Below are 23,733 nucleotides of genomic sequence, written 5' to 3'. Positions count from 1 at the left end.
GAGTAAAGTGCGGTCAGTATAAAGGTGATCGCCGCTCAGCTCACTTTGCCGATAACAGGCTTTGCGCCCGGTCGATCAGCTGTTGCGTTTGTTGCGGCATGCTGTTGGCGACATCTTCGGCGACCAGCTTGCGCCAAATGAACGACAAGGCACCGTCGATACTCACTGTCGTTCGAATCTCTAAGTCATCACCCTTTTCGACGAACTCGTGAACCCCGTACATTTTTGCCAGCGGGAACTGCGTGAAATCGGTAAACGACTTGTTCGGTTCTACTTTCGCGATCCGAATATTTACTTTCGGGCCGCCTTTGGGTTTTAGCAGGAAGCGGTTGCCGACGCTGAATGCACCGTCGAGACGGGCGTAGTCGATATCGCTTTGCCAGGTGTGCCATTGGTTGACGTCGATCCAAACCTTCCAGACCTGTGCGGCTTTCAGTCCTTTCACGGTTTTGCTGTAAGTTTTACTCCACATGGTTCGTCCCCGTTAAATATGAAAATGATTTGCTATTTTTCTTGCGCCGACGCAATCAACGCGCTGAGTAATTTATTGAACGGTCTTCGACGAACGCCGACGGCTGCGAAAAATGCGTCGTCCGCTTTTTCAACGACCGGAACCGCGCTCCACGTCAACGTTTCCCCGGCTTTCGTTAGCTGCAGGATTTTGGCGCGGGTGTCGCGCGGATGCGGCTGCCGCTCGATCAATCCTTTGGTTTCCAAGGCGCGCAATACTTGCGACGTCATCATGACGTCGAGCTTGGCGTGACGCGCCAACATCACTTGCGTGATCGCGCCCTCTTTGTTGGACAACCATAGCAAGCTCGCTAACAACGCAAATTGCACCTGCGTTAACCCGTGCGGCCGCAGTGCGGCGGCGATGCGACGTTGCCACAGCGCCGTTACCTGCCACAACAAGAAGCCGGAGCTGTCGCTGGCTTCCTTGTGGGCAAACGGCGCTTTCTTTTTAGTCATCGAAACGAACTGCCATCGCCTGGGCGATGAGTTGGCAATCGTGCTGCGTCATTTCGAAGTGGCCCATGCGGAACGGATAACCCCAGCGCTTCGGGTCGCGGATGAATGACAGCTGCGGAATCAGCGGCTGAATAGGCGCCGGCTTGCCTGTCAGATAGATGATGTCGCGCCGGAACGGTACAAAATCCGGCGCCATCGCATATTCATACGTGGTTTCGCCGCCGACCCGGCCGATCGCGGTGAACATTTGCAGCGGTTCGCCGTCGCTCATGTCCGTTTTCGGCGAGTAATAAACGAACCAATCGCCGACATTCATCCGCCGTAGCGGCGCCGCTTTGCCATGGCAGACCTGCGCGAAGCCGCCGGCCACGCCGCGTTTCACGTGCGCTAGGGAGACGACGCCGATCCAATATTTGCGCGCCGACGGCGCAGTGTTAGGGTGTACGACCGGCGTATGCCCGGATGCTGTTATCGCCATAAGTTGGGCTCTCATTAACATATGCATGAATTATATATACATACATATCATATTGTCTAGAGGGACACCCTTGTGCCACCTCAGGCATCCGGTCGGCGTGCCACCCACATGATATTTTCCAGCTCCATGACCGTTTCGTCGCGCTGGTTACGCGTGGTCCAGCGCGCGAGCGCTGTGCCCCAGCCGGGCCGCGAGCGAGATGGTTTGGTCTCGACGATTTCCACGGTGACGCGCAGCGTATCGCCGGGCCGGGTGGCGCGCGGCCAACGAAGATTGCGGATCTCGACGCCGACAAGTCCGTTGGCGACCTCGGCCAGTCGCGATTGTGTGAGCAAGCGCATGGACAGCGCCGCCGTATGCCAGCCGCTGACGGCGAGGCCGTCGAATACGCTGGTCTTGGCAGCGATGGGATCGGTGTGGAACGGTTGCGGATCGAATTGACGAGCGAAGTGGATCGCCTCCGCTTCGGTGACGGTGATCGGGCCGCCGGTAACGGTAAAACCGGGGACTAAATCTTCCAAGTAAAGCGGCATAAAAGTTCTCCAGTCAGGCAGTGCGCTCTAATGGCCACTATACCCGTATGCGCTTAGGCAACGACGGTTCGATAATCTCAGCAAGGTATCGTTGGAATTTCTCGGAGGTGCAGATTACGCTGCATCCATTCGGACGATGACATTGGAGAATTGCGATGACCGATTACATTGCCCCCGTCAAAGACATGTGGTTCGTCCTGCAAGAGCTGGCCGATCTCGACGAAATCGCCAAGCTGCCGGGTAACGACGAGTTGTCGGCGGACTTGGTGCAGGCGGTGCTCGAGCAAGCGGGCAAGTTTGCCGCCGACGTGTTGGCGCCGCTCAACGTCGTCGGCGATCGAACCGGCGCGCGTTGGCACGACGGCGCGGTCACGACGGCACCGGGTTTCAAAGATGCGTACCGACAATTCGTCGACAACGGTTGGCCGACGTTGGCGTGCGCGCGCGACTTCGGTGGCCAGGGCATGCCGTATACCGTCGCCTCGGCGGTGCATGAGATGTGGAAATCGGCGAACTTGGCGTTCTCGTTGTGCCCGATGTTGACGCAAGGCGCGGTCGCGGCAATTGCGCATCACGCGAGTGCTGTGCTCAAGGCGACGTATTTGCCAAAAATGGTTTCCGGCGAATGGACCGGCACTATGAACTTGACCGAGCCGCAAGCCGGCTCGGATCTGGCGGCGGTACGCACGCGCGCCGTAGCCGACGGCGACCACTACCGCCTCGCCGGTACCAAAATTTTTATCACCTGGGGCGAGCACGATTACACCGACAATATTGTCCATCTGGTATTGGCGCGCTTACCGGATGCGCCAGAAGGTGTCAAAGGGATCTCGTTGTTCATCGTGCCGAAGTTCTTGTTGAATGCCGACGGTAGCCTCGGCCAGCGCAACGACGTGCGCTGCGTATCGCTCGAGCACAAGCTCGGCATCCACGGCAGTCCGACGGCGATGATGGCGTACGGCGATAACGCCGGCGCCATCGGTTACCTGGTCGGCACGCCGCATCGCGGGCTCGAATACATGTTCACCATGATGAACCATGCGCGCCTGGCCGTCGGTCTCGAGGGGGTGGCGATTTCCGAGCGCGCGTATCAACAAGCGCTTGCCTACGCCAAGCAGCGCGTGCAGGGCCAACCGATCGGCGCCGGCAATTCCACCAAGACTGGCATCATTCACCATCCCGATGTGCGCCGCATGTTGATGAGCATGAAGACGCAAATCGAGGCGATGCGCGCGCTCGCCTACGTTGCCGCATCGTACATGGACCGTGGGCAACGCGAGCCCGACGCCAAGCGGCGCGAGCGGTATCAGGCGTTAATCGATTTTTTCACGCCGGTGGTGAAAGGCTGGTGTACCGAGCAAGCGATCGAAATCACATCGACCGGCATACAAGTGCACGGCGGTACCGGCTACATCGAAGAGACCGGCGCCGCCCAGCATCTGCGCGACGCCCGCATCATCGCGATTTATGAGGGCACGACCGGAATTCAAGCGATGGATCTGGTCGGCCGCAAAGTCGCGCGTGACGGCGGTGCTATCGTTGCCGCAGTCATCGTTCAGATGAGCGAGACCGCTACGGCAGCGGCGACAGCGACCGACGCCGATCTGAATGCGCTCGCCAAAGCGCTCACGGCGGCAGTATTGCGCGTGCAGTCAGCGACCGAATACGTCGCGCGGACGTTTGCGCAAAATCCACGCGCAGTGGCCGCCGGTTCGGTGCCTTATTTGATGTTGCTCGGCACCGTTTGCGCCGGTTGGCAGATGACGCGGGCCGCATTGGTTGCCGATCGCAAACGCGGCACCGATAGTGATTTCTGTCAAACCAAGATCGTCAGCGCGCGCTTTTATGCCGATCACATTCTGCCGCGCAGCGAGGCGTATTGGCGAGAAGTGGTGCATGGTGCTGAGTCGACGTTGCGATTGAATGAAGCGCAATTCTGAATTGAGGTGTCGCTGACACTCATTGTGGCGTCTCTTCAACCGCAACTTGATCGGCATCGATGTGATCGGTTGCGGTTACTTTTCCGCTTACATGCACTCGTTGGCCTTCGGCCAGAGTAGTACTTGTGCCGTCCGTGCCGCTGATTAGCGTATGAGCGGAGATCTTGATAGTTAAATCGCCAATTAGGAAGTCAGTCGCACTTCGGCGAGATTGCACATATCCCTCCAGCTCTATGCGTTTGCCGCGTTCGACGAACGGCGGCAACGACATTTGTTCGGCGTGCAATTGCCCCTTGTTATAGATGCCGACGGCATGAACGACACGGCCGAGCTGTAATTCGGACGAGAGCAAATGATCTGCTCGCTGGATCGCTAGAGCGCCGACATAAATTGTGTCGTTGTCGATGGCTGAAACCGGGCCGGTGACGCCAGTGCTCGATCCGGTTGGCGCGGCATCGATACGCGAGGCGATGATCGAACCGTCGTTTTGGCGCAGACCATAAACGCGAACGGTATCACCGACGCGGGGTTTGCTGGTCGGCGCCGAAAAGATCGTGCGTTGCGTTAACCGAACGACTTGGCCGAGTACCTGCAGTCGATCAGCCGCCGAGCTCACCGATTCGACCGGGCCGACGACGGCGCTGCTGATATCAATTTGCATTGCTTGGAGCTGAGTACCGGCGCCGATCGCATCGATCGCGACGACTTGGCCGGCAGCGAGTTCGGCGCTGCTGACTTGCTTACCGTCGAGCGTCACCGGCGTATTGCGGTTGTAAACGGCATCGATGCCGTTGACGCGAACACCTTTGGAATCGGTAACAACACCGATGACGCCGGTGCGACCGATGCTTCTAGTAACGCCGGTGCCGCCAATGCCGCCATCGATAGAAGCGGCGCCGGTGCCACCTATACCTCCGTTATTGGCGGCGACCATGAGATCCACGGTCGCGTGCATGTTGTCGTCCGCCGGGCGAGCGCCGACGACGATTTCCGCGGGCAGCCATAGTGCGATGGCGACGCTCGATACGAGTGCCTTCCGTAGCGAAAATCGAGCATTAATTTTTTCCATGATCGTCCTTGTCCGGTTCGGTAAGCACCGGTGCGCTGAAATAATAGATTCCGAAGTTCATGCGCTGTATGGCATCGACGTTGCCGGCGTCGCGTTGGCTAAGCTCGATCGCTTTCTTGTTGATCGTCTGTAACGCCTGCATACCGAGCTCACGCGCCAGCAGATCGAGCTGCTCGATCGACTTCGGCGTCAACTGATCGTAATACACGCTGCGTTCGAGCAGCGGTGGCTGCGCGTCGAGCAGGTTGTGCACACACGCGGCCATGTGGTCGGCGATGTTCTGACCGAAGTAGTACGCCTTTTCCTCGAAACCATGTTTCGGCACGAATGCATCGACGTTAAGACACACACAGTCGTCGGCATCGACGTGGGCGACGCCGAGGCGCAGCCACTCGTCGAGCACGACGCGCGAGCGAATGTCTTTACTGACGGATTGCACCAGCGCCTCGAATGAGCGCGTACCGCCGTCGTTGGCGAGTCGCGCCAATGGCCGCGGCTTGCCTTGCTTGTCGAGATAAGCCGGCGTGCTGCTCCAGCGCGCGATGAGCTCGGCGCCTAACGATACCGTCGCCGGCGGCGCATCGTTCGCCGGCGTTTGTTGGCGCAGCCGCTTTACGTCTTTGCGATGCACGCCGCTCAGCAGGCTGATGCGGCTGTCGGTCGATGGTTGCTGGTCGATGCGGAAGTCGTCAGCGGCGACGTCGACAAAGATCGATTTGAGCAATTCGGCGAGGTAGGGATAGGTGATGCCGTGCGACAGCAGCAGGCGTACCAGCGGCCGCAGTAGGCGGCGCAGGGCATTTACCAGCGGGAGCGGCGGAGCAGCGGTGAATTTCCCCATGTGCGGCAGTATATCTTGACGAGGGAAGTTTTCCCACACATACTGCTTGAGCGTGTGAAATTTTCCCACGTCAAAAAACTGGTGGCCAATCCCCAGATCCACGTATTTACGCAAGGAGGAGTAACAATGACAGCTTTGCTTTCACTTGCCCCGGCCGATTTCAACCTTAAGAACCCGTCGTGCCAGTCCTACGATCGCCCGATCTGCGGCACCGAGCTCGCGTTGCTGGCCCGTGAAGCGCCGTCATTGCTGTTGTTGGGCCAAGTATTCGTACGCGGCGAAGCGTTGCAACGTTAAGGAACGGATCGTGTCATGAAACAGAGCAATAAAAGCGCCGCTACGTCGGCCAGTAAGGTGGCGGCACTGCTCGCGCGTATCGCTGAGCGCGACCAGCGAGCAATGGTTGAGCTGTATCGATGCTTCGGCATGATGCTGTTGCGCGACGCGTTGCGGCAACTGAGCGATCGCGCCGTCGCCGAAGAAGTGGTGCAGGACACGATGCTTGAGATTTGGCGGCGGCCGCTGAGCTTTCGCGGCGAGTCGCGCTTCAGCACTTTTCTGATCGGCATTGCCCGCAACAAAGTGCGCGCCGCGCGCCGTAAAAGCTCGCGTGATCGCATGCAGGTGCTGACGGACGATCAGTTGTTGCCGTTGTTGGAACAGAACGCACGACCGCAGACGGATTTGTTCGACGAGATCGACAAGAAGCGACTGCAGGGCCGGTTACGGCGCTGCATCGATGACATGCCCGGCGTTCACGGCGATTGTTTGCACTTAGCCTATGACCTCGACATGTCGGTCAAAGAAGTGGCGCAACTCCAAAACTGTCCGCCGAATACGGTGAAGACGCGCATGTTTCACGCACGCGAAAAAGTCAGGAACTACCTGCGGCGTTCACCCATCGGCTAAGCGGCGCCGGAATCACCTCGGATAGGAGGACAAACAATGAAATATCGCCAGCAATGGTTGTTATTCTGAAATTATCGCAGCGCCGTGCCGACACAGTGAAGAGCTACTTGATGCAGGCGCACCGCGTGCCGGCGCAAACTTTGATCACCGTCGGTTTCGGCGCCGAAGCATTATTGAACGGGCGTGATCCGTATGCGCCAGAGAATCGTCGGGTTCAGTTCCGGGCAGCACCAGCGTCGGCCGAACTCACCGACGGGCCGGCGCATGCGTCGTGACGGTCGGATAAATTGGCGGATCGGCCCGCTAGGCTGGCTGGCGGTGCTTGTGGGCGTCTGCACCAGTGTCGTCGGTTGCACCGCCTTGCCGCCGACCGAGCCGGCGGTGCGGGCGGCGGCACCGTTAGCTGCCGGTCGCTATGGCCAAGCGCTCGAGCGATTCGGCGAGCTACTCGACGTGTATCGCGCGCGTGACAGCGTGCTCTATGTGCAGGCACGTTCGTCGGCGGATGTCGGTGAGCGGGTACGTCGCGCCGTCGGCCGTATCGGCGATCGTGTCATTTATGTGACGGCATCGGCCGATCCGACGCCGTCACAAGCGCCGGATGTATTGCTGATCGGCGCACTTACGGCAACGGATAGCGCGCGCAAAATGTCGAGCTTTTCGTTCGACGTCGATCTAATGGACGTCGAACGCCAGCAGCTCGTCGCCGGCTCGCATTCGGTCAACACCGTGCGTGTATTCGATGAGCCACAGGACAATTTCGACTTTGCGCTGTATGGCGCTGGCTTCGGTCTTGTGACCAGCCGAAAATATTTAGCGGAGCAGAACGAGGCTATGCAGTTACTGGTCGACCTCAGTGTGGTACAAGTCATCGGTCGTTACTTGAGCGTGCCGTATTGGCGCTGTTTGCCCAGCACCCAAGCGGATCCATTGGTCATCGAGCATATCGAAAAGCGCTACGCCAAGCTTGACGGCCCCACGCGCGTGAAATGGTTACAGGCGACGTTGACTAGCTATGGCTTCGATCTCAACTTCACCGGTATGTTGGACGAAAAGACCACGTTTGCGATCGATCAAGTAGCGACGCGCTTGAAGTTTCCACGGCGCGTCGACTATCTCGACGTCGGCTTGTTCGTCGATCTTTATGTCAACGTTCCGATCAAATCGATGCGGCGTGCGGCCGCACTTCCCGTGCAGACGGTTGCTGGTTAATCTAGCGCAAAGTGAGGAGCACCGATTCATGAAACGGCGCCGACTACAAAAAATATTTTTCTGCGGTTGTTTTTTCCTCGTCACGTTGGCGGTCCAGGCGACTACCGATCCGTTACTCCGGATAGAAGCGCAGGCGCATACCGGTCCGATTCGGCGTCTAGCGGTGGACCGCACCGGCACGCGCGTCGTCACGGTCAGTGACGACAAAACCGCGCGTGTCTGGGAGCTGCCGACGCGACGATTGTTGTCGATCTTGCGGGTGCCGATCGCCGCTGGCGAGGTCGGTAAGTTATACGGCGCGGCGATTTCGCCGAAGGGCAACGAAGTCGCGATTGGCGGCACCACCGGCAGCGACGCGCTGGCCCATCGGATTTATCTGTTCGACATCAATACTGGCGCCGCCACCGGCGTCATCGACGCACGTGCCGGTCACGTCAAGCACCTGGCATGGACCGCTGACGGCCGCTATCTCGTGGCATCGTATGCGGGCGCCGACGGCATGCGCGTGTTCGACCGGCACGGTCAGCAGTTGTATGCCGAAACCTTTGGCGGTGCTTCGTATGGCGCCGCGGTTTCTGCCAACGACCAGATCGCGGTGCCGGCGTTCGACGGTAAAGTGCGGCTTTATCGCATTGTTGGCGGTGTCGTGAAAGCCAATGGCACGCTCACGACGGCGTTGCCGGATCCGGTCAGCGTCAGCTTTTCCCCGGACGGCAAGCAGCTCGCGGTCGGTTACTTATCGCGCCAGAGTGAACGCGTCGTGCAAGTGGATGTATTCGAGCTGGCAGCGGCACGATTGGCGCAACGATTTCAGATCAGCGATATGCCCAACGGCAATTTGATGAACGTCGCTTGGTCGGCCGATGGCTCGGCAATCTACGCCGCCGGCACCGGTTATCGCGCGGTGTCGCAGTATGTCGGCAAACGCATTGCCTGGCCTTCCGGTAAAGTAACTGAGCTCGATTTAGCAACGAACTCGATCACCGATTTCGCTGCCACTACCGACGGTATCGTATTTTCCACGTTCGAGCCCGCGTGGGGGTTGATCAAGGGCGAGCGTGTGCTCGATAAACGCCGCTCGCCGATCTTCGATTTGCGCGGTGCGTCGGCATTCAAGATCAATAGCGACGGTACGCAAGTCAGCTGGCTGGCGAAAACGTCGGCAGCGCCGATCTACTTCGACGTCAAGCAGCGCACGCTCAATGACGACACGCCGAACGATGTGCACGCGGCACCTACGTTGTCGACACGCTTCTACAACGCTACCTGGGAAAATACCTATACGCCGCGGCTCAACGGCCGCGATATCAAGCTGCAGCCGGGCGAAGTGTCGCGCGCGCTGGCGGTATTGCCGGATAACTCCGGCGCATTGCTTGCCAGCAGTTGGAGCTTGCGCAAGCTCGACGCGACCGGCGCGGAAGTCTGGCAGCGGTCGTTGGCCACCGAAGTTACTGCTGTCAACGTCAGCGACGATTCGCAGCTCGTTGTCACCGCGTCGGCCGACGGCACGATCCGCTGGTGGCGCGCGACCGACGGCGAGCTGCTGTTGTCGCTGTTCGTGGTCGACGACCGGCGTTGGGTATTGTGGACCGAGGCCGGTCACTACGACGCTAGCATCGGCGCCGAATCGCTGGTCGGTTGGCACGTCAATCGGCCGGATGGTATCGGCGCCGATTTTTATTCGGTGGCACGTTTCCGCGATCGGTTCTATCGGCCGGATGTGATTCGTAATGTGTTGCCGTTGCGCAGTGCTGAGCGAGCGTTGACGTTGGCGAACAACGATTTGCGTAAGCAGGCGCCGTTGGCGAAATCCCAATCGCAGAGTCAGCGAATTCAAGCGTTGATCGACGCCAAGCGGCTATCGGCGGCGGAATTGCCGCCGGCGCTGACATTAGTGAGTCCGAAGCTGGTGCGCACCGATCGCGCGACCGTGACTGTGGATTTCTCGGCGTTTTCGCGTGCGGCTAAGCCGATCGGCGCGGTTGCCGTAAAGGTCAACGGCCGACCGGTCGATCCGCTGTCGGTGGCACCGCCGCGCCGCGCCGACGGTAAGGCGGTCGGGCGCGTGTCGCTGTCGATTCCGCCGCGCGATTCGACAGTGCAGTTGTTCGTGACCAATGCGTTCGGTGTTTCCGAACCGTTGACGGTGCACTATGAATGGGCGCTGCCGCCGGAGCCGGTGGTCAAGCAGCCGGTGCTGTATGTATTAGCGATCGGTGTTAGCAAATACGCCAACGCCGCCTATAACCTCGGCTTTGCCGCGAAAGACTCGGTCGATTTCACGCAGTCGCTCAAATTACAGGAAGGCCTGTTCTATAAGAACGTGGTCGTGCGCACGCTGACGAGCGAGCAAGCGACACGACAAGCGGTGATTGCCGGACTGGCGTGGTTGCGAAACAGCGTCGACCCGGATGATGTCGGTATCGTCTTCATGGCCGGACATGGCATCACCGACGCCGGTAATATTTATTACTTCCTGCCGCACGATGCCGACTTAACGGCACCGCAGGCGACGATGGTGGGCGAGGACGACATCCGTGAAGCGTTGATCCGCATTCGCGGCAAGGCGTTGTTGTTCATCGATACTTGTCATGCCGGCAAAGCGGTCGGGCTGTTTACCAAGCACGATGTGACGATGATCGCCAATAAGTTGTCGAGCCCGGAGAGCGGTGTCGTCGTGTTCTCGTCGAGCGACGGCCGACAGGATTCGTTGGAAGACGACAGCTGGGGCAACGGCGCGTTCACTAAAGAACTGATCGTCGGTTTGAAAGGCAAGGCCGACTTCCGGCACGAAGGTGTCGTGACCTACAAAGGCCTCGACTACTTCGTGTCGCATGAAGTTAAAAAGTTGACCAAGGGCAGGCAGACACCGGTGACGATCGTGCCGGTCGGCCTGACCGATTTTCCGTTAGTCAAAACGTTGGAATAAGTCGTGTGGGACGTTCGTAATAGCGATCGATCTTTTCGGCACCGATCATAACCTCACCACTTGCGCTGTTGAAGGTATTTCCTCGCCATAGCTTCCGCCGAGGACGATATATACCAACGTATATAGTGCAAGCGGTAGGGCAAACGTTTTAAGGTGTGGGTCGCGGAAGTCGCAACTCCGCCGCGCCGTCGAGCGCAGAACAAGCCGATGTGACAGCGAAATCGTGGTCATTACTACCACATAGCGACGGTTTTGAATCTTACAGCGTCACGCGCCACTTACTCTAATGGAGTGAGAGCGCCGTTCCTCACCGACATTTATCGGTGAGGTCATCTTTGCTGCTGCGTATTGCGACCGCGTCATCAGAAAGAATAACGGAGCATGTTTCTACCGATGCCAAAAATAATAGGGAAACTGATTGCTGCGTCGGTGTTTGTACTGACGACATTCGTGCTCACGGCCTGCGGCGGTGGTGGCGGCGGCGATAATGAGGACCCACCGGGTTCTTGCGTTGCCGGGGTCGAGACCGGTTTTGGTGGAAATATCGAAGACAAGCCACGTCACAAGGATGGCGGCGGTAAGGGCGGCGAGGGTGGTGGTAGCGCCGGTGCCGGCGGTGGTCTCGGCAAAGTGCTGGGCGGAGTGATAAGCGTCAATCGGCTTGCCGACGGTTCGTTGATCGGCGAGAAGACCACCGATACCACCGACGGGCTGGTGACGATTACCGTCTGCGATACATCGGAGCCGCTGCTGGTCACGCTCAAAGGTGCAACGGGTGCGCGGTATTACGACGAAGGTAAAAATACCTTCGTCGATTTTGGCCCCGAGCAAGAGTTGCACGCGCTGGTCGATCGATTCGACGAAAGCATCGGCGTGTCGGCGTTCACCGAGGCGGCCTATCGCTATGCGTTAAACAAATTCAGCGGCAATTCGGCGGCGATCGCCGCCGGCAAGTCGCAGTTGCTGAAGACCGGTAACGTATTCGGCTTGAAGCTCGACGACGTGCGCGAAGCTAACGAGTTAGTGCTGAACGAGATCAATCGGGTGCTGACGACCGATACCCGGCTGAGCTCGATCAAATCGTTGCCGACCCCGGTCGACAAGTTGAGCTCGAATTCCTCGTTCCCCGTTAGCTCCCATGGCATCGCCGCCGCCGTGACGGGTGGCTTCGTCAAGATGGCGGCGAATTATCTGCCGACGGCGGCGGCACCGGCGTTGAGCGCGACTGAACAATTGGCGCGCGATCTCACCGACGGCAAGCTCGACGGCTTTGCGCTGGATGGTTCGCCGGCGACGCTAAGCGCGGATCTTTTTTACGACGCGGTTCGCTTTCCGGTGGCGCTCGATACCGGTACCCGCGCGGTGTCGCAACAGTTCGGTCAAGGCTCGACCTTCAATCTCGGCGCGCCGATTGTCGACGCCATGCTGGTGTTCACAACGGCGGCTAAAGGCAAGGTGCATTGCGCCGATAAATTCGACAGCGTGGCCTTGCTGAAGGACGGTTCGGTCAGTGTTCGGCGTGACGTCTACGAGACGAGTATTTGCGCCGGCGAAAAATTCAAAAGCTCGACCGTCGATCCCCAGTTCGCCACCGACGTGAAGCAGATCGGCGGTTCGTACGAGGCCGGGTTCTTGGTAAAGAACGACGGCAGCCTCTGGTCGTGGGGCGAGGGGACATGCGGTTATCTAGGTAACGGTAAAGCGCATGGAACGGTCGATACGCCGACGCGCATCGACGGCTTGGCCGATGTGACGTCGATCGCTGCCGGTAGCAACTTCGCCGTCGCTCGCGATAAAGAGGGTCATGTTTACACCTGGGGCGTGGATCGGTTGGGACAGCTGGGTATGGGCAACGCTAAAACCGACCTGACGTTGTGCGATCTGACGTCGCGCGGCGATATTATCGGCGTCGATACCGGCAATGCGTATCGCGCGAATTTGACGCCGAAGCGTATAGAAACTCTGAATAATATTGTCAGCGTATACGCCAGCGGTAACACACCGATCGTTCTCGCGGTCGATCAAGCGGGTACTGTCTTTCAGTGGGGCTTGAGTCCGGATGCACAGTTTAGTTGGCTGGAACCGTTTCCAGTGCCGGGGATTTCGTCGGTGGTATCGGTGGCGATCGCCGGCAATGTGTTTGCCGTCAAATCGGACGGTACCGTATGGGGATGGGGCGGCAACAGGCTCGGCAACTTCGGTGATGGTTCGACCACATCCAAGCCGGAACCGCAACAAGTGCCCGGTCTAAGCGACGTCGTGCAGATCGCTACCGACGGCGGCATTTTTCCGGTGGTATTGCGGCGCGACGGGACTATCCGTTATTGGGGCGACGACGCTCATAAAACGCCGACCGCGCTGAAGCAAGTCGGCGCGCCCAAAATTCGCCACATTGTCGGTACCACCGACAACGTGTTGTTGTATGGCGAAGACGGTGTTATTTACGGCATCAACACCGACAGCGGTACGTTGGTTCCGCTCAAGCTGCAAGAGCCGGCGACAACCGCGCATGTCTACACCGGCACCGGCACTACCACGACCACGACCTTCGGTGGGCCGCCGTATTGCACGTATCGAGTCACTTTACGTGACATGAAAATGACGGCGGTGGTTGACCAGAACAATAATCTGTCGGCGAGTTTGTCGACGACGATGATCGAAAGCACCGTCGGCGATTGTCCGCATTTACCGATTCCGCGGAATACGCACTCGTTCTCCGGTGTCGGTACCGTCGCTAGCGACGGTACCGACAGTGGGTTGCATCTGAATCCGTCGAGCTCCAACTTGCCGCAGGACACGGTCTTCTTTAACGGCCGCGTGACAGCAGATGGATTTTTGGACGGCACGGTTACAGTTCGGCGTACCGATATACCGGTGACCTACGGCAACTTCGATTGGACAGTGCAGAGCCGTATTTTGCCGCTGGTCGACAACGGCAATTCGCTCAGTCCGTTCAGCGCGGTCGTGTCGAACGCTGATAGCCGCATGGAATTTTTTATCATCGACGATAACAATCAAATTCAACACAACTGGCAGGTGTTACCGAACTCGTATTGGTCAGGATTTTATTTCATGGATTTTCGTCACGACTTCGTGCCGAAGACAGTGGCGGCGAGAAACGCCGACGGCACGCTCGAGGTGTTCGGCATCGGTCCCGATAACGCCGTCTGGCATGCGCGTCAGGTTCCGTTTGATACCGCTTGGTCGCGCTGGTCGAGTCTGGGCGGCGACGTAAAAAAAATTGCCGTCGGTGCCAATGCCGATGGACGCTTGGAAGTTTTCGCGATCGGCAGCGATGGCGCGCTGTTGCGTCAAGCGCAGATCGCACCAAGCGGCGATTGGACTTACAAGTGGGTCGACATGAATAGCGAGCATGGCAGCGATGTCACGGCGGCACGCAATCAAGACGGCCGACAGCAACTGTTTCTCATCGGTCTCGATGGCCAGGTACGTACGGCCTGGCAAACATCGGCTAACGGTAGTTGGTCCAGTTGGTCCGCCCTCGGCGGCGCGCCGGCAAACCAAGTTACTTGGGCCGCCAACCAAGATGGACGCATCGAACTGTTCATCGTTCGCGACGGTGGCGTGTGGCAGCGTTGGCAGACGTCGGCTAATGGCGGTTTCTCGAATGATTGGGTATCGATGAATCGCAGCGCTGTTGCGGTGACCGCTACGCAAAATCAGGGCGGCCGGATCGAGCTGTTCGTGATCGCACCGGACAACGTGCCGTGGCATGCCTGGCAACAATCGCTGAACGGCGATTGGTCGTCGTTCGCGACGTTGGGCAGTGGCGGTTGGCTTTCCAGTTTTGCCGTCGGCCAAAACGAAGACGGTCGCTTGCAAGTGTTTGGTGTCGGTGCCGACCGCGCCGTATGGAGTATTTGGCAGGATCCGGCTGCCGGCGACGGCTGGAGTGGTTGGCTAAACCACGGTGGCACCTGGCGCAGTTTTTGAGACGCTAATTTCGCTGTAGAAAACGCTGGCTTGCACCAGCAAGCGATCGATTTTTGCTGCCTTTCCTCGGTCGTTTTTGCCCAGGGGAACCACTGATCCGAATACCGGACACGCTCGGGTGACCCGGGGTTTTACCTTAGCGCGCCGAATGGTCAAATGCTGTCACAAGTCGCGACGCTTGTCCGGGGCGCCGCACACTATGACCAAATGTGGAGGACGGAAGATGTGGAAGTCAGCACTAATAATGGTTGTATGTATGTTAACCGGCGCCTGCGGTAGTGGTGGCGGCGGCGGTGGCTCCGCCGGAAACAACGACTCCAGCAAGGCAAGCACCGGGCCTGTGTCGGATAGTGCTAAAGCAGTCGAGGGGGATCTAGATGTTACGGGCGCCTCGCGCGCTGCTCCCGGCCCGACAATCGGCGCTTTCGAAGCCGGTTAAGTACCCATTCACGCGCCTACGCGCGTCTACCCCTCCCTCCGATCCGTTGATCGTCGTGCTGTTCGGAATGGCACGAAACTTGATCGTTATTCGGTCAATGAGTCGGAGGACGAGGGGTGGAGACGAAACCGCACGTTTTGTTATTGGACGACGAACCACTGAACCTGGGTCAGCTGGAACAGCTGCTCGGGGCGGACGTTGAGTTCGTACGCTTCGTCGACCCGCTGGCGGCGTTGACGTGGTGCCAGCAACACCGACCGGATATGTGTTTAGTCGACTATCGCATGCCGGGCATCGACGGTCTCGAGTTTCTGCGGCGCGTACGGCACGTACCTGAGTTCGAATCGGTGCCGATCGTCGTCGTGACCACGCTGGCGGAGAAAGCAATTTGTCGCGAGGCACTCGCCCTCGGCGCCGTCGATTTCATCACCAAACCCTACCCGTTCGAAGAAACACGTTTACGCCTGCGTAACTTGTTAGCGTTACGCGGTACCGCGGCCACCGTTATCGACGCACCAACCGTACCCGTCGTGCCGGCGGCGGCGCACGAAGCGACGCTGCGCGAACAGATTTTAATTTTGCGTAAGTTGTCGCGTTTAAGCTGCTCACGCGATGAAGAAACCGACAAGCACCTACGCCGCGTCGCCGGTATCGCCCGGCTGATCGGGCGAGCGCTCGGTCAGGACGAAGAATTTTGTACGAGGCTGTTCTTGGCAGCGCCGATGCACGACGTCGGCAAGGCCGGCATTCCCGATCGTATTCTGCTGAAGCGCGACAAGCTGAATGCGGAAGAATGGGAAATCATGAAGAGTCACACCCGCATCGGTTACGAGTTGCTGAAGGACAGCCAGTCGTCGTTGATGCGCATGGGCGCCGAGATCGCGCTGACGCATCACGAGAAGTACAACGGCAGGGGTTATCCGAACGGGCTCGCCGGCACGGCGATTCCGTTGGCGGGTCGCATCGTCGCCGTCGCCGATTGTCTGGATGCACTGCTATCGGTGCGTTCTTACAAAGAGGCGTGGAGCGTACAGCGCGCGCTGCAATATTTGTGGCGCGAGCGCGGCAAGCATTTGGATCCGCACGGCGTCGATGCGGTATTCAAGAACATCAACGAGATACTGGAAATCGAACGGCGCCATGTCGACGAAACGCGCCAATTCGCCCACGACTACGACCGCGTATTGCCGCGGGCCGCGCCCTGAGTATTAGCGGCTGTTAGTTGCCGGCTCCTCCGCCGACTTGTGATAACGCAAGCGGTACCACAACAATCCCAATCGTTCCTGCACGGCAAATCCTGTTAGCGACAGCGCCGACGCGGTCGGCAGATATTCCATGGCGCTGAACGCTGGCAGCTCGGCGTTGGCTGTGGTGATGAACGCCGTCGGCGCCATGGTCACTTCCAAGCCGGCATTGTGGAACGCCCAGACCGCGCGCCGCATGTGCCACGCATGCGTCACTAACAACACCCGCTTGATGCCGGCGGTTTCGAGGATGGTGCGGGTGTAATCGGCGTTTTCCTGCGTGTTGCGCGAGCGGCTTTCGACCCAGCGCGCCGGTGTGTGGAAGTCTTCGGTCAGCACTTGCTGCATCAGCGTCGCTTCCGAAACGGTTTCGCCGTAGACCGTACCGCCGGACACGAGCAACGGTAACCCGGTGGCGCGATGTAAGCGGGCGGCATAGCGCAGTCGTTCGAGCGATGCGCCGCTGACCGTATCGCCGCCGTATTCCGGCGCACTTTCGTGGCGGCCGCCGCCGAGTACGACGATGACACCGCCGCGATTGCTGAGCGAGGCATCGGCCTTCGGCAGCGGTGTCGCCTCGGCTTCTAGTCCGCGCAACAACAGAAAGCCGGTGATCGGCAGGCTGAAGATCAACAAACCGATAACGCTGAGGGCGACCAGCGCGACACCGAGTTTGCGCCAACGCCATTGCAGAATTAAGCCGAGTAGGGCGAGCAACAGAAAGATGGCCGGCGGCGTGAGCAGCAGGCCGATAATTTTGGCGGCGATCAACATCGGTGGTTCGCGCTCCCTCGTTCCATGCCATCGGCCGCGCGCGGCCGATGGCTAAGGCGGTGTTGTTAGTAGGTCGTTAGAACTCGCCGCGCGCTTGCTGCTCGGCATGGTACGACGAGCGCACCAGCGGTCCGCTGGCGACGTTGCTGAAGCCGAGCTCGCGACCGACTTGTGCGAACTGGTCGAACTCCGCCGGCGCAACAAAGCGTTCAACCGGCAGATGATGCCGGCTTGGTTGCAGGTACTGGCCGATCGTCAGCATGTCGCAACCGTGCGCGCGCAGATCGCGCATGACCTCGACGATCTCTTCGTTGGTTTCGCCTAAGCCGACCATCAAGCCGGATTTGGTCGGAATGCCGGGATAGCGTTCTTTGAACTTTCGCAGCAGCTCGAGCGAGTGCTTGTAATCCGAGCCTGGGCGCGCGGCTTTGTACAAGCGCGGCACGGTTTCGAGATTGTGGTTGAACACGTTCGGCAGCGCGCGACCGAGGATGTCGAGCGCTACGTCCATGCGGCCGCGGAAATCCGGCACCAGCACTTCGATCGACGTCGTCGGTGTGCTGGCGCGCACGGCGTCGATACAGGCGACAAAATGACCGGCGCCGCCGTCGCGCAAATCGTCGCGATCGACCGAGGTGATAACGACGAAGCGCAGTTTCATCGCTGCGATCGCCTTCGCCAAATTCGCCGGTTCGTTTTCATCGAGCGCATCGGGCCGGCCGTGGGCGACGTCGCAAAACGGGCAGCGGCGCGTGCACAGCCGGCCCATGATCATGAAGGTGGCGGTGCCATGACGAAAACACTCGCCGAGATTCGGACACGATGCCTCTTCGCACACGGTGCTGAGCTTGTGCTCGCGCAGTAAAACTTTCAGCCGGCCGACTTCGGGATGGGTCGGCGCACTGACGCGGATCCACGCCGGCTTGCGCAGCGGTTCCTTCGGTTGGATCTTGATCGGAATGCGCGCGGTCTTCGACGCGCCTTTGCCCTGGCGCACCAGGTCGGCGTTGGGTTTGTCCATAGAGCTCGGCGGTGTATTAGGCATGCGCAGGAGTATATCCCAACCGTTCCAGCACCTGCGCCAGTAGTCGTGCGCCGGCGGCGGCGGAGCCAATTCCGGAAATGAGGTCGGCCAATTGCGTCACCTCAAGCCCGGGATAACCACAGGGATCGATAGCTTTAAAGGGCGATAGGTCCATATCGGCATTGAGCGCTAACCCGTGATAGCTGCGGCCGGCGCGCACGCGCATGCCGAGCGAGGCAATCTTGCGCCCGGCAACGTAAACCCCGGGCGCACCGGCGTGCCATTCGGCATCGATGCCGAGCTTGGCGAGCATGGCGATCACTGCTTCCTCAAGCATTTGCACGAGCGCGCGGATGCCGAGGCCGCGACGATTGAGATCGATGAGCACGTAGAGGATTGGTTGCCCCGGACCGTGATAAGTCACGTCGCCGCCGCGGTCGGTTAATGCGAACGGGATATCGTTGCCGGTGTTGAACGCGCGTTTATGCGCGCGCACGCCTACGGTGTATACCGGCGGATGCTCGAGCAGCCAGAACTCATCGAGCGTGTCGGCGTCGCGCGCATCGGTGAATGCGCGCATACGTTCGAACGTCGTTTCGTAGCCGACGCGGCCGAGATGTTGTACGCGGCAAGTTAAATGGCTGGGCATGGTTCCGCGAGTGTAACTTCCTCTCCATTGAAAAGGAGAGAATGCTATCGATGCAACGCGTTAGCGAGCAACGCCGTCGCCTTGATGTCGCAACGTTGCCAACGGATGTCGACGGCGGCCATGCCTTGGGCGATCGTTGCCGGCAGCGGCGGGCTTAATGTTTGGGCGTAGGCATAGACAGTGGGTTGCGGATGAACCGGAAACGCATGATCGCGCGGCGCGGCACCGCGGGTGATCTGCAGGTAAATCGATTGATCGACGGCGCCGTTGTCCAACATCAACCGCGTGCACACCTGTTCCCACTCGGCGGCCGTCAATGGATTGCGTAAGCGAATTTCACTGAGGCTGCGTTCCAGCCGCGCCAGATGTTGCGGCAGGCGAAACAGCCGGCCGCCGAACACCGGCATGACGTCGTAGATGCCATCGCCAAAAATGAAACCGCGGTCGAATACCGATGCCGACGCCCGCTCCGGCGGCAGGAACTCACCGTTCAAATAGACGGTGCGCAGGTTGAACATGGAAGCGAAGCGCGGCGCGCCCTCAGCCGGGTCCTTGTACCGCCAGGCGCGATACCGGCGCCGGTGTCGCCGGCTTGTCGTGGAACCACAAGCGCAGATTGTCGACCGTTTGTTGAGTGAAGGTGCCGTTGGCGACTGCCTTCAGCGCCACCAATGGATATTGCGCGAACACCTTGTTGTCCAATTGCAGCGCCAGCACACCTAAGTGCTGACCGAGCTTAACCGGTGTCGACAAATTATTGGCCAACGTCATTTGCGTGCGTACCCGCGGATGCCAACCGCGTGGCAACGTCAGATAAAGATTCTGGCCGGTGCCGAGCGGCAATACCGTGTCCTGCCCTTGCCACACGCGCGCCTCGGCGGCGGTTTGATTGGCGGCGAACAGCAGGCGGGTTTCATAGTTACGGAAACCGTAATCGAGCAAACGTTTGCCGGCGGTCATGCGGATGCTGCCGCGCGGCGAGCCGAGCACAGCGGCGATCAAGCGCATGCTGCCGTGGCGGGCGGAGGCAACTAAGCAATAGCCGGCCTGCGAGGTGTAACCGGTTTTCATGCCGTCGACCGCACGGTCGTACCACAGCAGCCGGTTGCTGTTGCGTACGCTGGCGCGCCGGAACGTAAACTCACGCAGCGAGAAGAATCGGTAGTACTCCGGAAAGTCGCGGATCAATGCCATCGAGATGCGCGTCAAGTCGCGCGCCGTCGACGTGTGGCCGGGCGTATCGAGGCCGTAGGGATTCATGAAATGCGTGCCGCTCAAGTTCCAGCTACGCGCGCGCGCATTCATGTCGGCGACGAATTGCGTTTCGCTGCCGCCGACGTGCTCGGCCAAGGCGACCGTTGCGTCGTTCGCCGAGCGCAGCAGCATGCCGCGGATGAGATCCTCAACCCGCACCGATGCGCCGGCGCGCAGCCGCAGTTGCGAGCCGCTGGTGCGCGCCGCGTTTTCGCTGACGCTGATCATGTCGGTCATGCGCAGCTTGCCGGCGTGCAATTTCTCGAAGACGAGATAAATCGACATCAGCTTGGTCAGGCTTGCCGGCGGCAGCGGCTTGTCGGCGTTGTGCTCGGCGATCACGCTGGCAGAATCGTAGTCGACCAGCAACCACGCCTGCGCATTCAAATTCGGCGGGCGCTCGACAGCAAAAGCGGAAAGTGGAAGCAACAGCAACAGGGCGAACAGCAGGCGCATCGGTTAATCCACCACTAATAACGCATCGTTAATACCGGCGCGTGCGACGTCTGCGACTAGGCGGTCGCCTTGTTCGACAGTGGCTACGGGTCCGATGCGCACGCGATAGATCGTGCCCGTTGCGTCGGTCTCGACCTGCACCGAGCTGAAACCGGCGCGTTCGAGACGTTGGCGTAATTGGTTGGCGTTCTCTTGTACCTGGAACGCGCCGACCTGCACCGCCAAGTGCGGCGGCGCATCGGCGGCATTCGCGGTCGATACCAGATTGAATGACGGTTGCGCCGTGACCGTCGTCGGCGTATTCGAGCCGACGGCTTCGACTTCGACGACAGCCGTGCCGGCGCCGGTCATGCCGAGCCGGTAGGCGGCGCTGTACGACAGATCGATCAAGCGGTTATGCAGGAACGGCCCGCGATCGTTGACGCGCACGACGACGCTGCGACCATTCTGCAGATTACGTACCCGTACATACGACGGTAGCGGCAGCGTGCGATGGGCGGCGCTCATGGCGTACATGTCATACGACTCGCCGTTGGAGGTGCGCTTGCCGTGAAACTTGCGGCCGTACCACGAAGCGACGCCGCGCTCACGGTAACCGTTGGCGCTTTTGAGCGGCGTATAGCTGACGCCGAGGGCCGTATAGGTTTTATTGCCGGAGCTGCTGAGCGGTTCATCGCGCGGCACTGCATCCGGCACCTTGGCTAAGTCGGCCGGGGACCGATCCTGCGGGCCGTCGTCTTGGTAATAGCCGCCGCCGCGCGGCCCGCTGCTGCAGGCGCTGATCAATAGCGCGACGACACCTATTAATAGAGCGGGGTACTTCATTTATCCTCGGTGCGCTGTAGTCGAATTAACCGGCCCAGCTGGCAGACCGCCATCGCGTAGTTCTTGCTGCGATTATAGCGAGTGATTGTCATGAAATTGTTATACGCCAGGTAATAAAGCGGACCAGCGTCGCCTTCCAAGGTGACGAGCGTGGCCAGTAGCGCGTCGTCGTCCGCTTGGCCACTTTCGCGCTGCGGAAACACGCCCTGACCGACCCATTCGTTCACCGGTATCGTCGGCGGCTCGCCGAGTTTTGCCGGCCAAACTTCCAAGGGTCCTTTGACCTCGGCCGGGTCGACGATCGGTGCGCCCGTAATCCAGCCGTGGGCACTGAGAAAGCTGGCGACGCTGCCGATGGCGTCGCTATCGCTAGCTATTAAGTCGCGCCGTTGATTACCGTCGAAGTCGACCGAATAGCGGCGATAACTGCTCGGCATGAACTGCGGAATACCAAGCGCGCCGGCGTAGGAACCTTTGATCTTGCCGACGTCGAGCTTGAGCTCGCGTGCCAGCAGCAGTAATTCCTCGAGCTCGCGTTGAAAGAACACCGCCCGCCGCGGGTAGCCCAACGACAGTGTCAATAACGCATCGAGCGCTGAATAGTCGCCCTTATTCGCTCCGAAACGTGTCTCGACACCGATGATGGCGACGATGATCTCGGCCGGTACGCCGAATTCCTGTTCGGCACGCGTCAGCAGCCCCTCGTGCTCGTCCCAGTACTGCTGGCCGAGACGCACGCGCTGACTATTGAGAAACAGCTTGCGGTACTGGTACCACGGCTGCGATTCGTGCGGGCGTTCCATGGCGGCGATGATTTCCGGTCGCCACTGCGCGTCGGCGAACGTGCGCCGCAGTTCGGCACGGTCGAAATGATCACGTGTCACCAGCGAGTCGATGATGAGCTCGACCTCCGGGTATTGTTCGAGCGGCAAGGCGTGCGCGGGCAGGGCGATCAGTCCCATCGCCGCCAAGGATGCCAATGTAAGACGCTGACAAAAACTTCGATGCATTCTGTAAACAGTGCTTAAAAGGGTTAAACCGATACACCCGCTGCCGAAGAGCGCGGGGAATCATTAAGATACTTCAGATACTTCCAATTATTTCCGGGTCCTCTCCCGGCGGGAAAAGAAGCGCTTCGCTGTCGGCTGTTTCTAAAACTCGACGATCTTACGGTTCGTGTGAATGCTCATCAGTATGCCGAAGCCGGCCATGAGCGTGAGGATCGAGGTACCACCGTAGCTCATCATCGGTAGCGGCACCCCGACCACCGGCAAGATGCCGGCGACCATGCCGATGTTGATGAAGAACTGGATAAAGAACGCGAGTCCGAGGCCGCCGGCGAGTAGCCGGGCGAAAGTGTCTTGCGTGTAGAACGCGATCAGCAGCGCGCGCGCGGCAATGAAGCCGTAGAGCGCGATCAGCAGCAAAATACCGATCAGGCCGAATTCTTCGCCGAAAACGGCGAAAATGAAGTCGGTCCACGATTCCGGCAGGTATTCGAGGTGCGCCTGGCTACTGTTGAGCCAACCCTTGCCGTAGAAACCGCCGGAGCCGAGGGCGATCATCGATTGCAGCGTGTGGTAACCGCTGCCGAGCGGATCGGCGCTCGGATCGATCAACGTCAGAATGCGATTGCGTTGGTAGTCGTGCAAATGGCCCCACAAAATCGGCAAGGCGGCGGCGACGGCGATGCCGGCGATAACGATCAGTCGCGTCGGCAGGCCGGCCAAGAACAGCACGAACAAGCCGGACGCAGCGACCAGCAGACTGGTGCCGAGATCCGGTTGCTTGGCGATCAACGCCGCCGGTACCAAGGTGATCAGCAAGCAAAGTGCGACCCGGCCCATCGACGGCGGGACGCCGCCGCGTGCCAGATACCAGGCGAGCACCATCGGCACGCCGAGCTTCAAGAATTCCGACGGTTGAAAACTGACGAAACCCAGGCTCAACCAGCGTTGCGCGCCCTTGCTGATGGTGCCGACGCCGAGAACAGCGACGATCAGTGCCATACCGGCGGCGAAGAACCACGGCGCCCAGCGTTCCAGCAGCTCCGGCCGGATTTGCGCAACCACGAACATGACGACGAAACCGATGCCGATACGAACCCCGTGCTGTATCACCATGGCGACGTTTTTGCCGCTGGCGCTGTAAACCACCACCAGGCTCAAGCCGCCGAGCATGAGCAGCGCGTACAGCAGCGATTTATCGATGTGCCAGCGTGAGCGTTCCATCAG

At 59.7% G+C, this 23,733-nt stretch carries 22 protein-coding genes; 8 read left to right on the top strand and 14 right to left on the bottom strand.

Features of this window, described 5'->3' with window-relative positions; genetic code table 11:
• Positions 1 to 40 precede the first annotated feature (40 nt).
• From HY308_03840 to HY308_03825, 4 genes are all read right to left on the bottom strand, one after another.
• Complete coding sequence (locus tag HY308_03840) at positions 41 to 472, bottom strand: SRPBCC family protein (GenBank protein ID MBI3897412.1); 432 nt, start codon at positions 470 to 472, stop codon at positions 41 to 43.
• Positions 473 to 504: 32 nt separating this feature from the next.
• Complete coding sequence (locus tag HY308_03835) at positions 505 to 969, bottom strand: MarR family transcriptional regulator (GenBank protein MBI3897411.1); 465 nt, start codon at positions 967 to 969, stop codon at positions 505 to 507.
• A complete protein-coding gene (locus tag HY308_03830; protein MBI3897410.1) occupies positions 962 to 1,447 on the bottom strand; it encodes an EVE domain-containing protein in 486 nt (161 codons plus the stop codon). The genes HY308_03835 and HY308_03830 overlap by 8 nt, the downstream gene beginning before the upstream one ends.
• Before the next feature lie 80 nt (positions 1,448 to 1,527).
• Entirely contained in the window at positions 1,528 to 1,980 is a 453-nt protein-coding gene (locus HY308_03825) for a MaoC family dehydratase (protein ID MBI3897409.1), read from the bottom strand.
• A gap of 155 nt (positions 1,981 to 2,135) precedes the next feature.
• Here HY308_03825 and HY308_03820 point away from each other — a divergent pair, with 155 nt between their 5' ends.
• Positions 2,136 to 3,920: an acyl-CoA dehydrogenase gene (locus HY308_03820; protein MBI3897408.1), complete on the top strand. Its 1,785-nt coding sequence runs from the start codon at positions 2,136 to 2,138 to the stop codon at positions 3,918 to 3,920.
• A gap of 19 nt (positions 3,921 to 3,939) precedes the next feature.
• Here the strand turns inward: HY308_03820 and HY308_03815 are convergent, their stop codons facing one another.
• Both HY308_03815 and HY308_03810 read right to left on the bottom strand, forming a co-directional pair.
• Positions 3,940 to 4,989: a hypothetical protein gene (locus tag HY308_03815; GenBank protein MBI3897407.1), complete on the bottom strand. Its 1,050-nt coding sequence runs from the start codon at positions 4,987 to 4,989 to the stop codon at positions 3,940 to 3,942.
• Positions 4,976 to 5,830, bottom strand: a complete 855-nt coding sequence (locus HY308_03810) for a hypothetical protein (protein MBI3897406.1) — start codon at positions 5,828 to 5,830, stop codon at positions 4,976 to 4,978. Before HY308_03810 ends, HY308_03815 begins: the two co-directional genes overlap by 14 nt.
• Before the next feature lie 126 nt (positions 5,831 to 5,956).
• Between HY308_03810 and HY308_03805 the strand changes: the two genes are divergently transcribed.
• From HY308_03805 to HY308_03775, 7 genes are all read left to right on the top strand, one after another.
• Complete coding sequence (locus HY308_03805) at positions 5,957 to 6,127, top strand: hypothetical protein (GenBank protein MBI3897405.1); 171 nt, start codon at positions 5,957 to 5,959, stop codon at positions 6,125 to 6,127.
• Positions 6,128 to 6,142: 15 nt separating this feature from the next.
• Positions 6,143 to 6,739, top strand: coding sequence for a sigma-70 family RNA polymerase sigma factor (locus tag HY308_03800; protein ID MBI3897404.1), 597 nt, complete (start codon positions 6,143 to 6,145; stop codon positions 6,737 to 6,739).
• Positions 6,740 to 6,792: 53 nt separating this feature from the next.
• Positions 6,793 to 7,014, top strand: coding sequence for an OmpA family protein (locus HY308_03795; GenBank protein ID MBI3897403.1), 222 nt, complete (start codon positions 6,793 to 6,795; stop codon positions 7,012 to 7,014).
• Entirely contained in the window at positions 7,004 to 7,951 is a 948-nt protein-coding gene (locus tag HY308_03790; GenBank protein MBI3897402.1) for a hypothetical protein, read from the top strand. The genes HY308_03795 and HY308_03790 overlap by 11 nt, the downstream gene beginning before the upstream one ends.
• Positions 7,952 to 7,979: 28 nt before the next feature.
• Positions 7,980 to 10,880, top strand: coding sequence for a caspase family protein (locus tag HY308_03785; GenBank protein MBI3897401.1), 2,901 nt, complete (start codon positions 7,980 to 7,982; stop codon positions 10,878 to 10,880).
• A 393-nt stretch (positions 10,881 to 11,273) separates the two neighbouring features.
• Positions 11,274 to 14,834, top strand: coding sequence for a hypothetical protein (locus tag HY308_03780; protein ID MBI3897400.1), 3,561 nt, complete (start codon positions 11,274 to 11,276; stop codon positions 14,832 to 14,834).
• A 555-nt stretch (positions 14,835 to 15,389) separates the two neighbouring features.
• Positions 15,390 to 16,478: a response regulator gene (locus HY308_03775; GenBank protein MBI3897399.1), complete on the top strand. Its 1,089-nt coding sequence runs from the start codon at positions 15,390 to 15,392 to the stop codon at positions 16,476 to 16,478.
• 3 nt (positions 16,479 to 16,481) lie between these two features.
• Here the strand turns inward: HY308_03775 and HY308_03770 are convergent, their stop codons facing one another.
• From HY308_03770 to rodA, 8 genes are all read right to left on the bottom strand, one after another.
• Positions 16,482 to 17,291, bottom strand: a complete 810-nt coding sequence (locus HY308_03770) for a YdcF family protein (GenBank protein MBI3897398.1) — start codon at positions 17,289 to 17,291, stop codon at positions 16,482 to 16,484.
• Positions 17,292 to 17,367: 76 nt separating this feature from the next.
• Positions 17,368 to 18,336, bottom strand: coding sequence for a lipoyl synthase (lipA, locus tag HY308_03765; GenBank protein MBI3897397.1), 969 nt, complete (start codon positions 18,334 to 18,336; stop codon positions 17,368 to 17,370).
• The gene (gene lipB, locus HY308_03760; protein MBI3897396.1) at positions 18,329 to 18,964 is read right to left on the bottom strand and encodes a lipoyl(octanoyl) transferase LipB; all 636 of its coding nucleotides are present in this window, start codon (positions 18,962 to 18,964) and stop codon (positions 18,329 to 18,331) included. The genes lipA and lipB overlap by 8 nt, the downstream gene beginning before the upstream one ends.
• Before the next feature lie 44 nt (positions 18,965 to 19,008).
• Positions 19,009 to 19,482: an aminotransferase class IV gene (locus HY308_03755; GenBank protein ID MBI3897395.1), complete on the bottom strand. Its 474-nt coding sequence runs from the start codon at positions 19,480 to 19,482 to the stop codon at positions 19,009 to 19,011.
• A gap of 22 nt (positions 19,483 to 19,504) precedes the next feature.
• The gene (locus HY308_03750) at positions 19,505 to 20,674 is read right to left on the bottom strand and encodes a D-alanyl-D-alanine carboxypeptidase (GenBank protein ID MBI3897394.1); all 1,170 of its coding nucleotides are present in this window, start codon (positions 20,672 to 20,674) and stop codon (positions 19,505 to 19,507) included.
• A gap of 3 nt (positions 20,675 to 20,677) precedes the next feature.
• A complete protein-coding gene (locus HY308_03745; protein ID MBI3897393.1) occupies positions 20,678 to 21,499 on the bottom strand; it encodes a septal ring lytic transglycosylase RlpA family protein in 822 nt (273 codons plus the stop codon).
• Entirely contained in the window at positions 21,496 to 22,509 is a 1,014-nt protein-coding gene (gene mltB / locus HY308_03740; GenBank protein ID MBI3897392.1) for a lytic murein transglycosylase B, read from the bottom strand. Before mltB ends, HY308_03745 begins: the two co-directional genes overlap by 4 nt.
• Positions 22,510 to 22,650: 141 nt before the next feature.
• Positions 22,651 to 23,730, bottom strand: a complete 1,080-nt coding sequence (gene rodA, locus HY308_03735) for a rod shape-determining protein RodA (GenBank protein ID MBI3897391.1) — start codon at positions 23,728 to 23,730, stop codon at positions 22,651 to 22,653.
• Between the last annotated feature and the right edge of the window lie 3 nt (positions 23,731 to 23,733).

The sequence above is a fragment of the Gammaproteobacteria bacterium genome (assembly GCA_016199745.1).
Lineage (GTDB): Bacteria > Pseudomonadota > Gammaproteobacteria > Acidiferrobacterales > Sulfurifustaceae > JACQFZ01.
The sequence above is the reverse complement of the archived record's forward strand: the minus strand, read 5'-3'. Positions and strand labels throughout refer to the sequence as shown.

Bases quoted from the DNA above. Each gene is read 5' to 3' on its own strand.
- HY308_03840 (MBI3897412.1), bottom strand. From the start codon at position 472: ATGTGGAGTAAAACTTACAGCAAAACCGTGAAAGGACTGAAAGCCGCA.
- HY308_03835 (MBI3897411.1), bottom strand. From the start codon at position 969: ATGACTAAAAAGAAAGCGCCGTTTGCCCACAAGGAAGCCAGCGACAGC.
- HY308_03830 (MBI3897410.1), bottom strand. From the start codon at position 1,447: ATGGCGATAACAGCATCCGGGCATACGCCGGTCGTACACCCTAACACT.
- HY308_03825 (MBI3897409.1), bottom strand. From the start codon at position 1,980: ATGCCGCTTTACTTGGAAGATTTAGTCCCCGGTTTTACCGTTACCGGC.
- HY308_03820 (MBI3897408.1), top strand. From the start codon at position 2,136: ATGACCGATTACATTGCCCCCGTCAAAGACATGTGGTTCGTCCTGCAA.
- HY308_03815 (MBI3897407.1), bottom strand. From the start codon at position 4,989: ATGGAAAAAATTAATGCTCGATTTTCGCTACGGAAGGCACTCGTATCG.
- HY308_03810 (MBI3897406.1), bottom strand. From the start codon at position 5,830: ATGGGGAAATTCACCGCTGCTCCGCCGCTCCCGCTGGTAAATGCCCTG.
- HY308_03805 (MBI3897405.1), top strand. From the start codon at position 5,957: ATGACAGCTTTGCTTTCACTTGCCCCGGCCGATTTCAACCTTAAGAAC.
- HY308_03800 (MBI3897404.1), top strand. From the start codon at position 6,143: ATGAAACAGAGCAATAAAAGCGCCGCTACGTCGGCCAGTAAGGTGGCG.
- HY308_03795 (MBI3897403.1), top strand. From the start codon at position 6,793: ATGGTTGTTATTCTGAAATTATCGCAGCGCCGTGCCGACACAGTGAAG.
- HY308_03790 (MBI3897402.1), top strand. From the start codon at position 7,004: ATGCGTCGTGACGGTCGGATAAATTGGCGGATCGGCCCGCTAGGCTGG.
- HY308_03785 (MBI3897401.1), top strand. From the start codon at position 7,980: ATGAAACGGCGCCGACTACAAAAAATATTTTTCTGCGGTTGTTTTTTC.
- HY308_03780 (MBI3897400.1), top strand. From the start codon at position 11,274: ATGCCAAAAATAATAGGGAAACTGATTGCTGCGTCGGTGTTTGTACTG.
- HY308_03770 (MBI3897398.1), bottom strand. From the start codon at position 17,291: ATGTTGATCGCCGCCAAAATTATCGGCCTGCTGCTCACGCCGCCGGCC.
- lipA (MBI3897397.1), bottom strand. From the start codon at position 18,336: ATGCCTAATACACCGCCGAGCTCTATGGACAAACCCAACGCCGACCTG.
- lipB (MBI3897396.1), bottom strand. From the start codon at position 18,964: ATGCCCAGCCATTTAACTTGCCGCGTACAACATCTCGGCCGCGTCGGC.
- HY308_03755 (MBI3897395.1), bottom strand. From the start codon at position 19,482: ATGTTCAACCTGCGCACCGTCTATTTGAACGGTGAGTTCCTGCCGCCG.
- HY308_03750 (MBI3897394.1), bottom strand. From the start codon at position 20,674: ATGCGCCTGCTGTTCGCCCTGTTGCTGTTGCTTCCACTTTCCGCTTTT.
- HY308_03745 (MBI3897393.1), bottom strand. From the start codon at position 21,499: ATGAAGTACCCCGCTCTATTAATAGGTGTCGTCGCGCTATTGATCAGC.
- mltB (MBI3897392.1), bottom strand. From the start codon at position 22,509: ATGCATCGAAGTTTTTGTCAGCGTCTTACATTGGCATCCTTGGCGGCG.
- rodA (MBI3897391.1), bottom strand. From the start codon at position 23,730: ATGGAACGCTCACGCTGGCACATCGATAAATCGCTGCTGTACGCGCTG.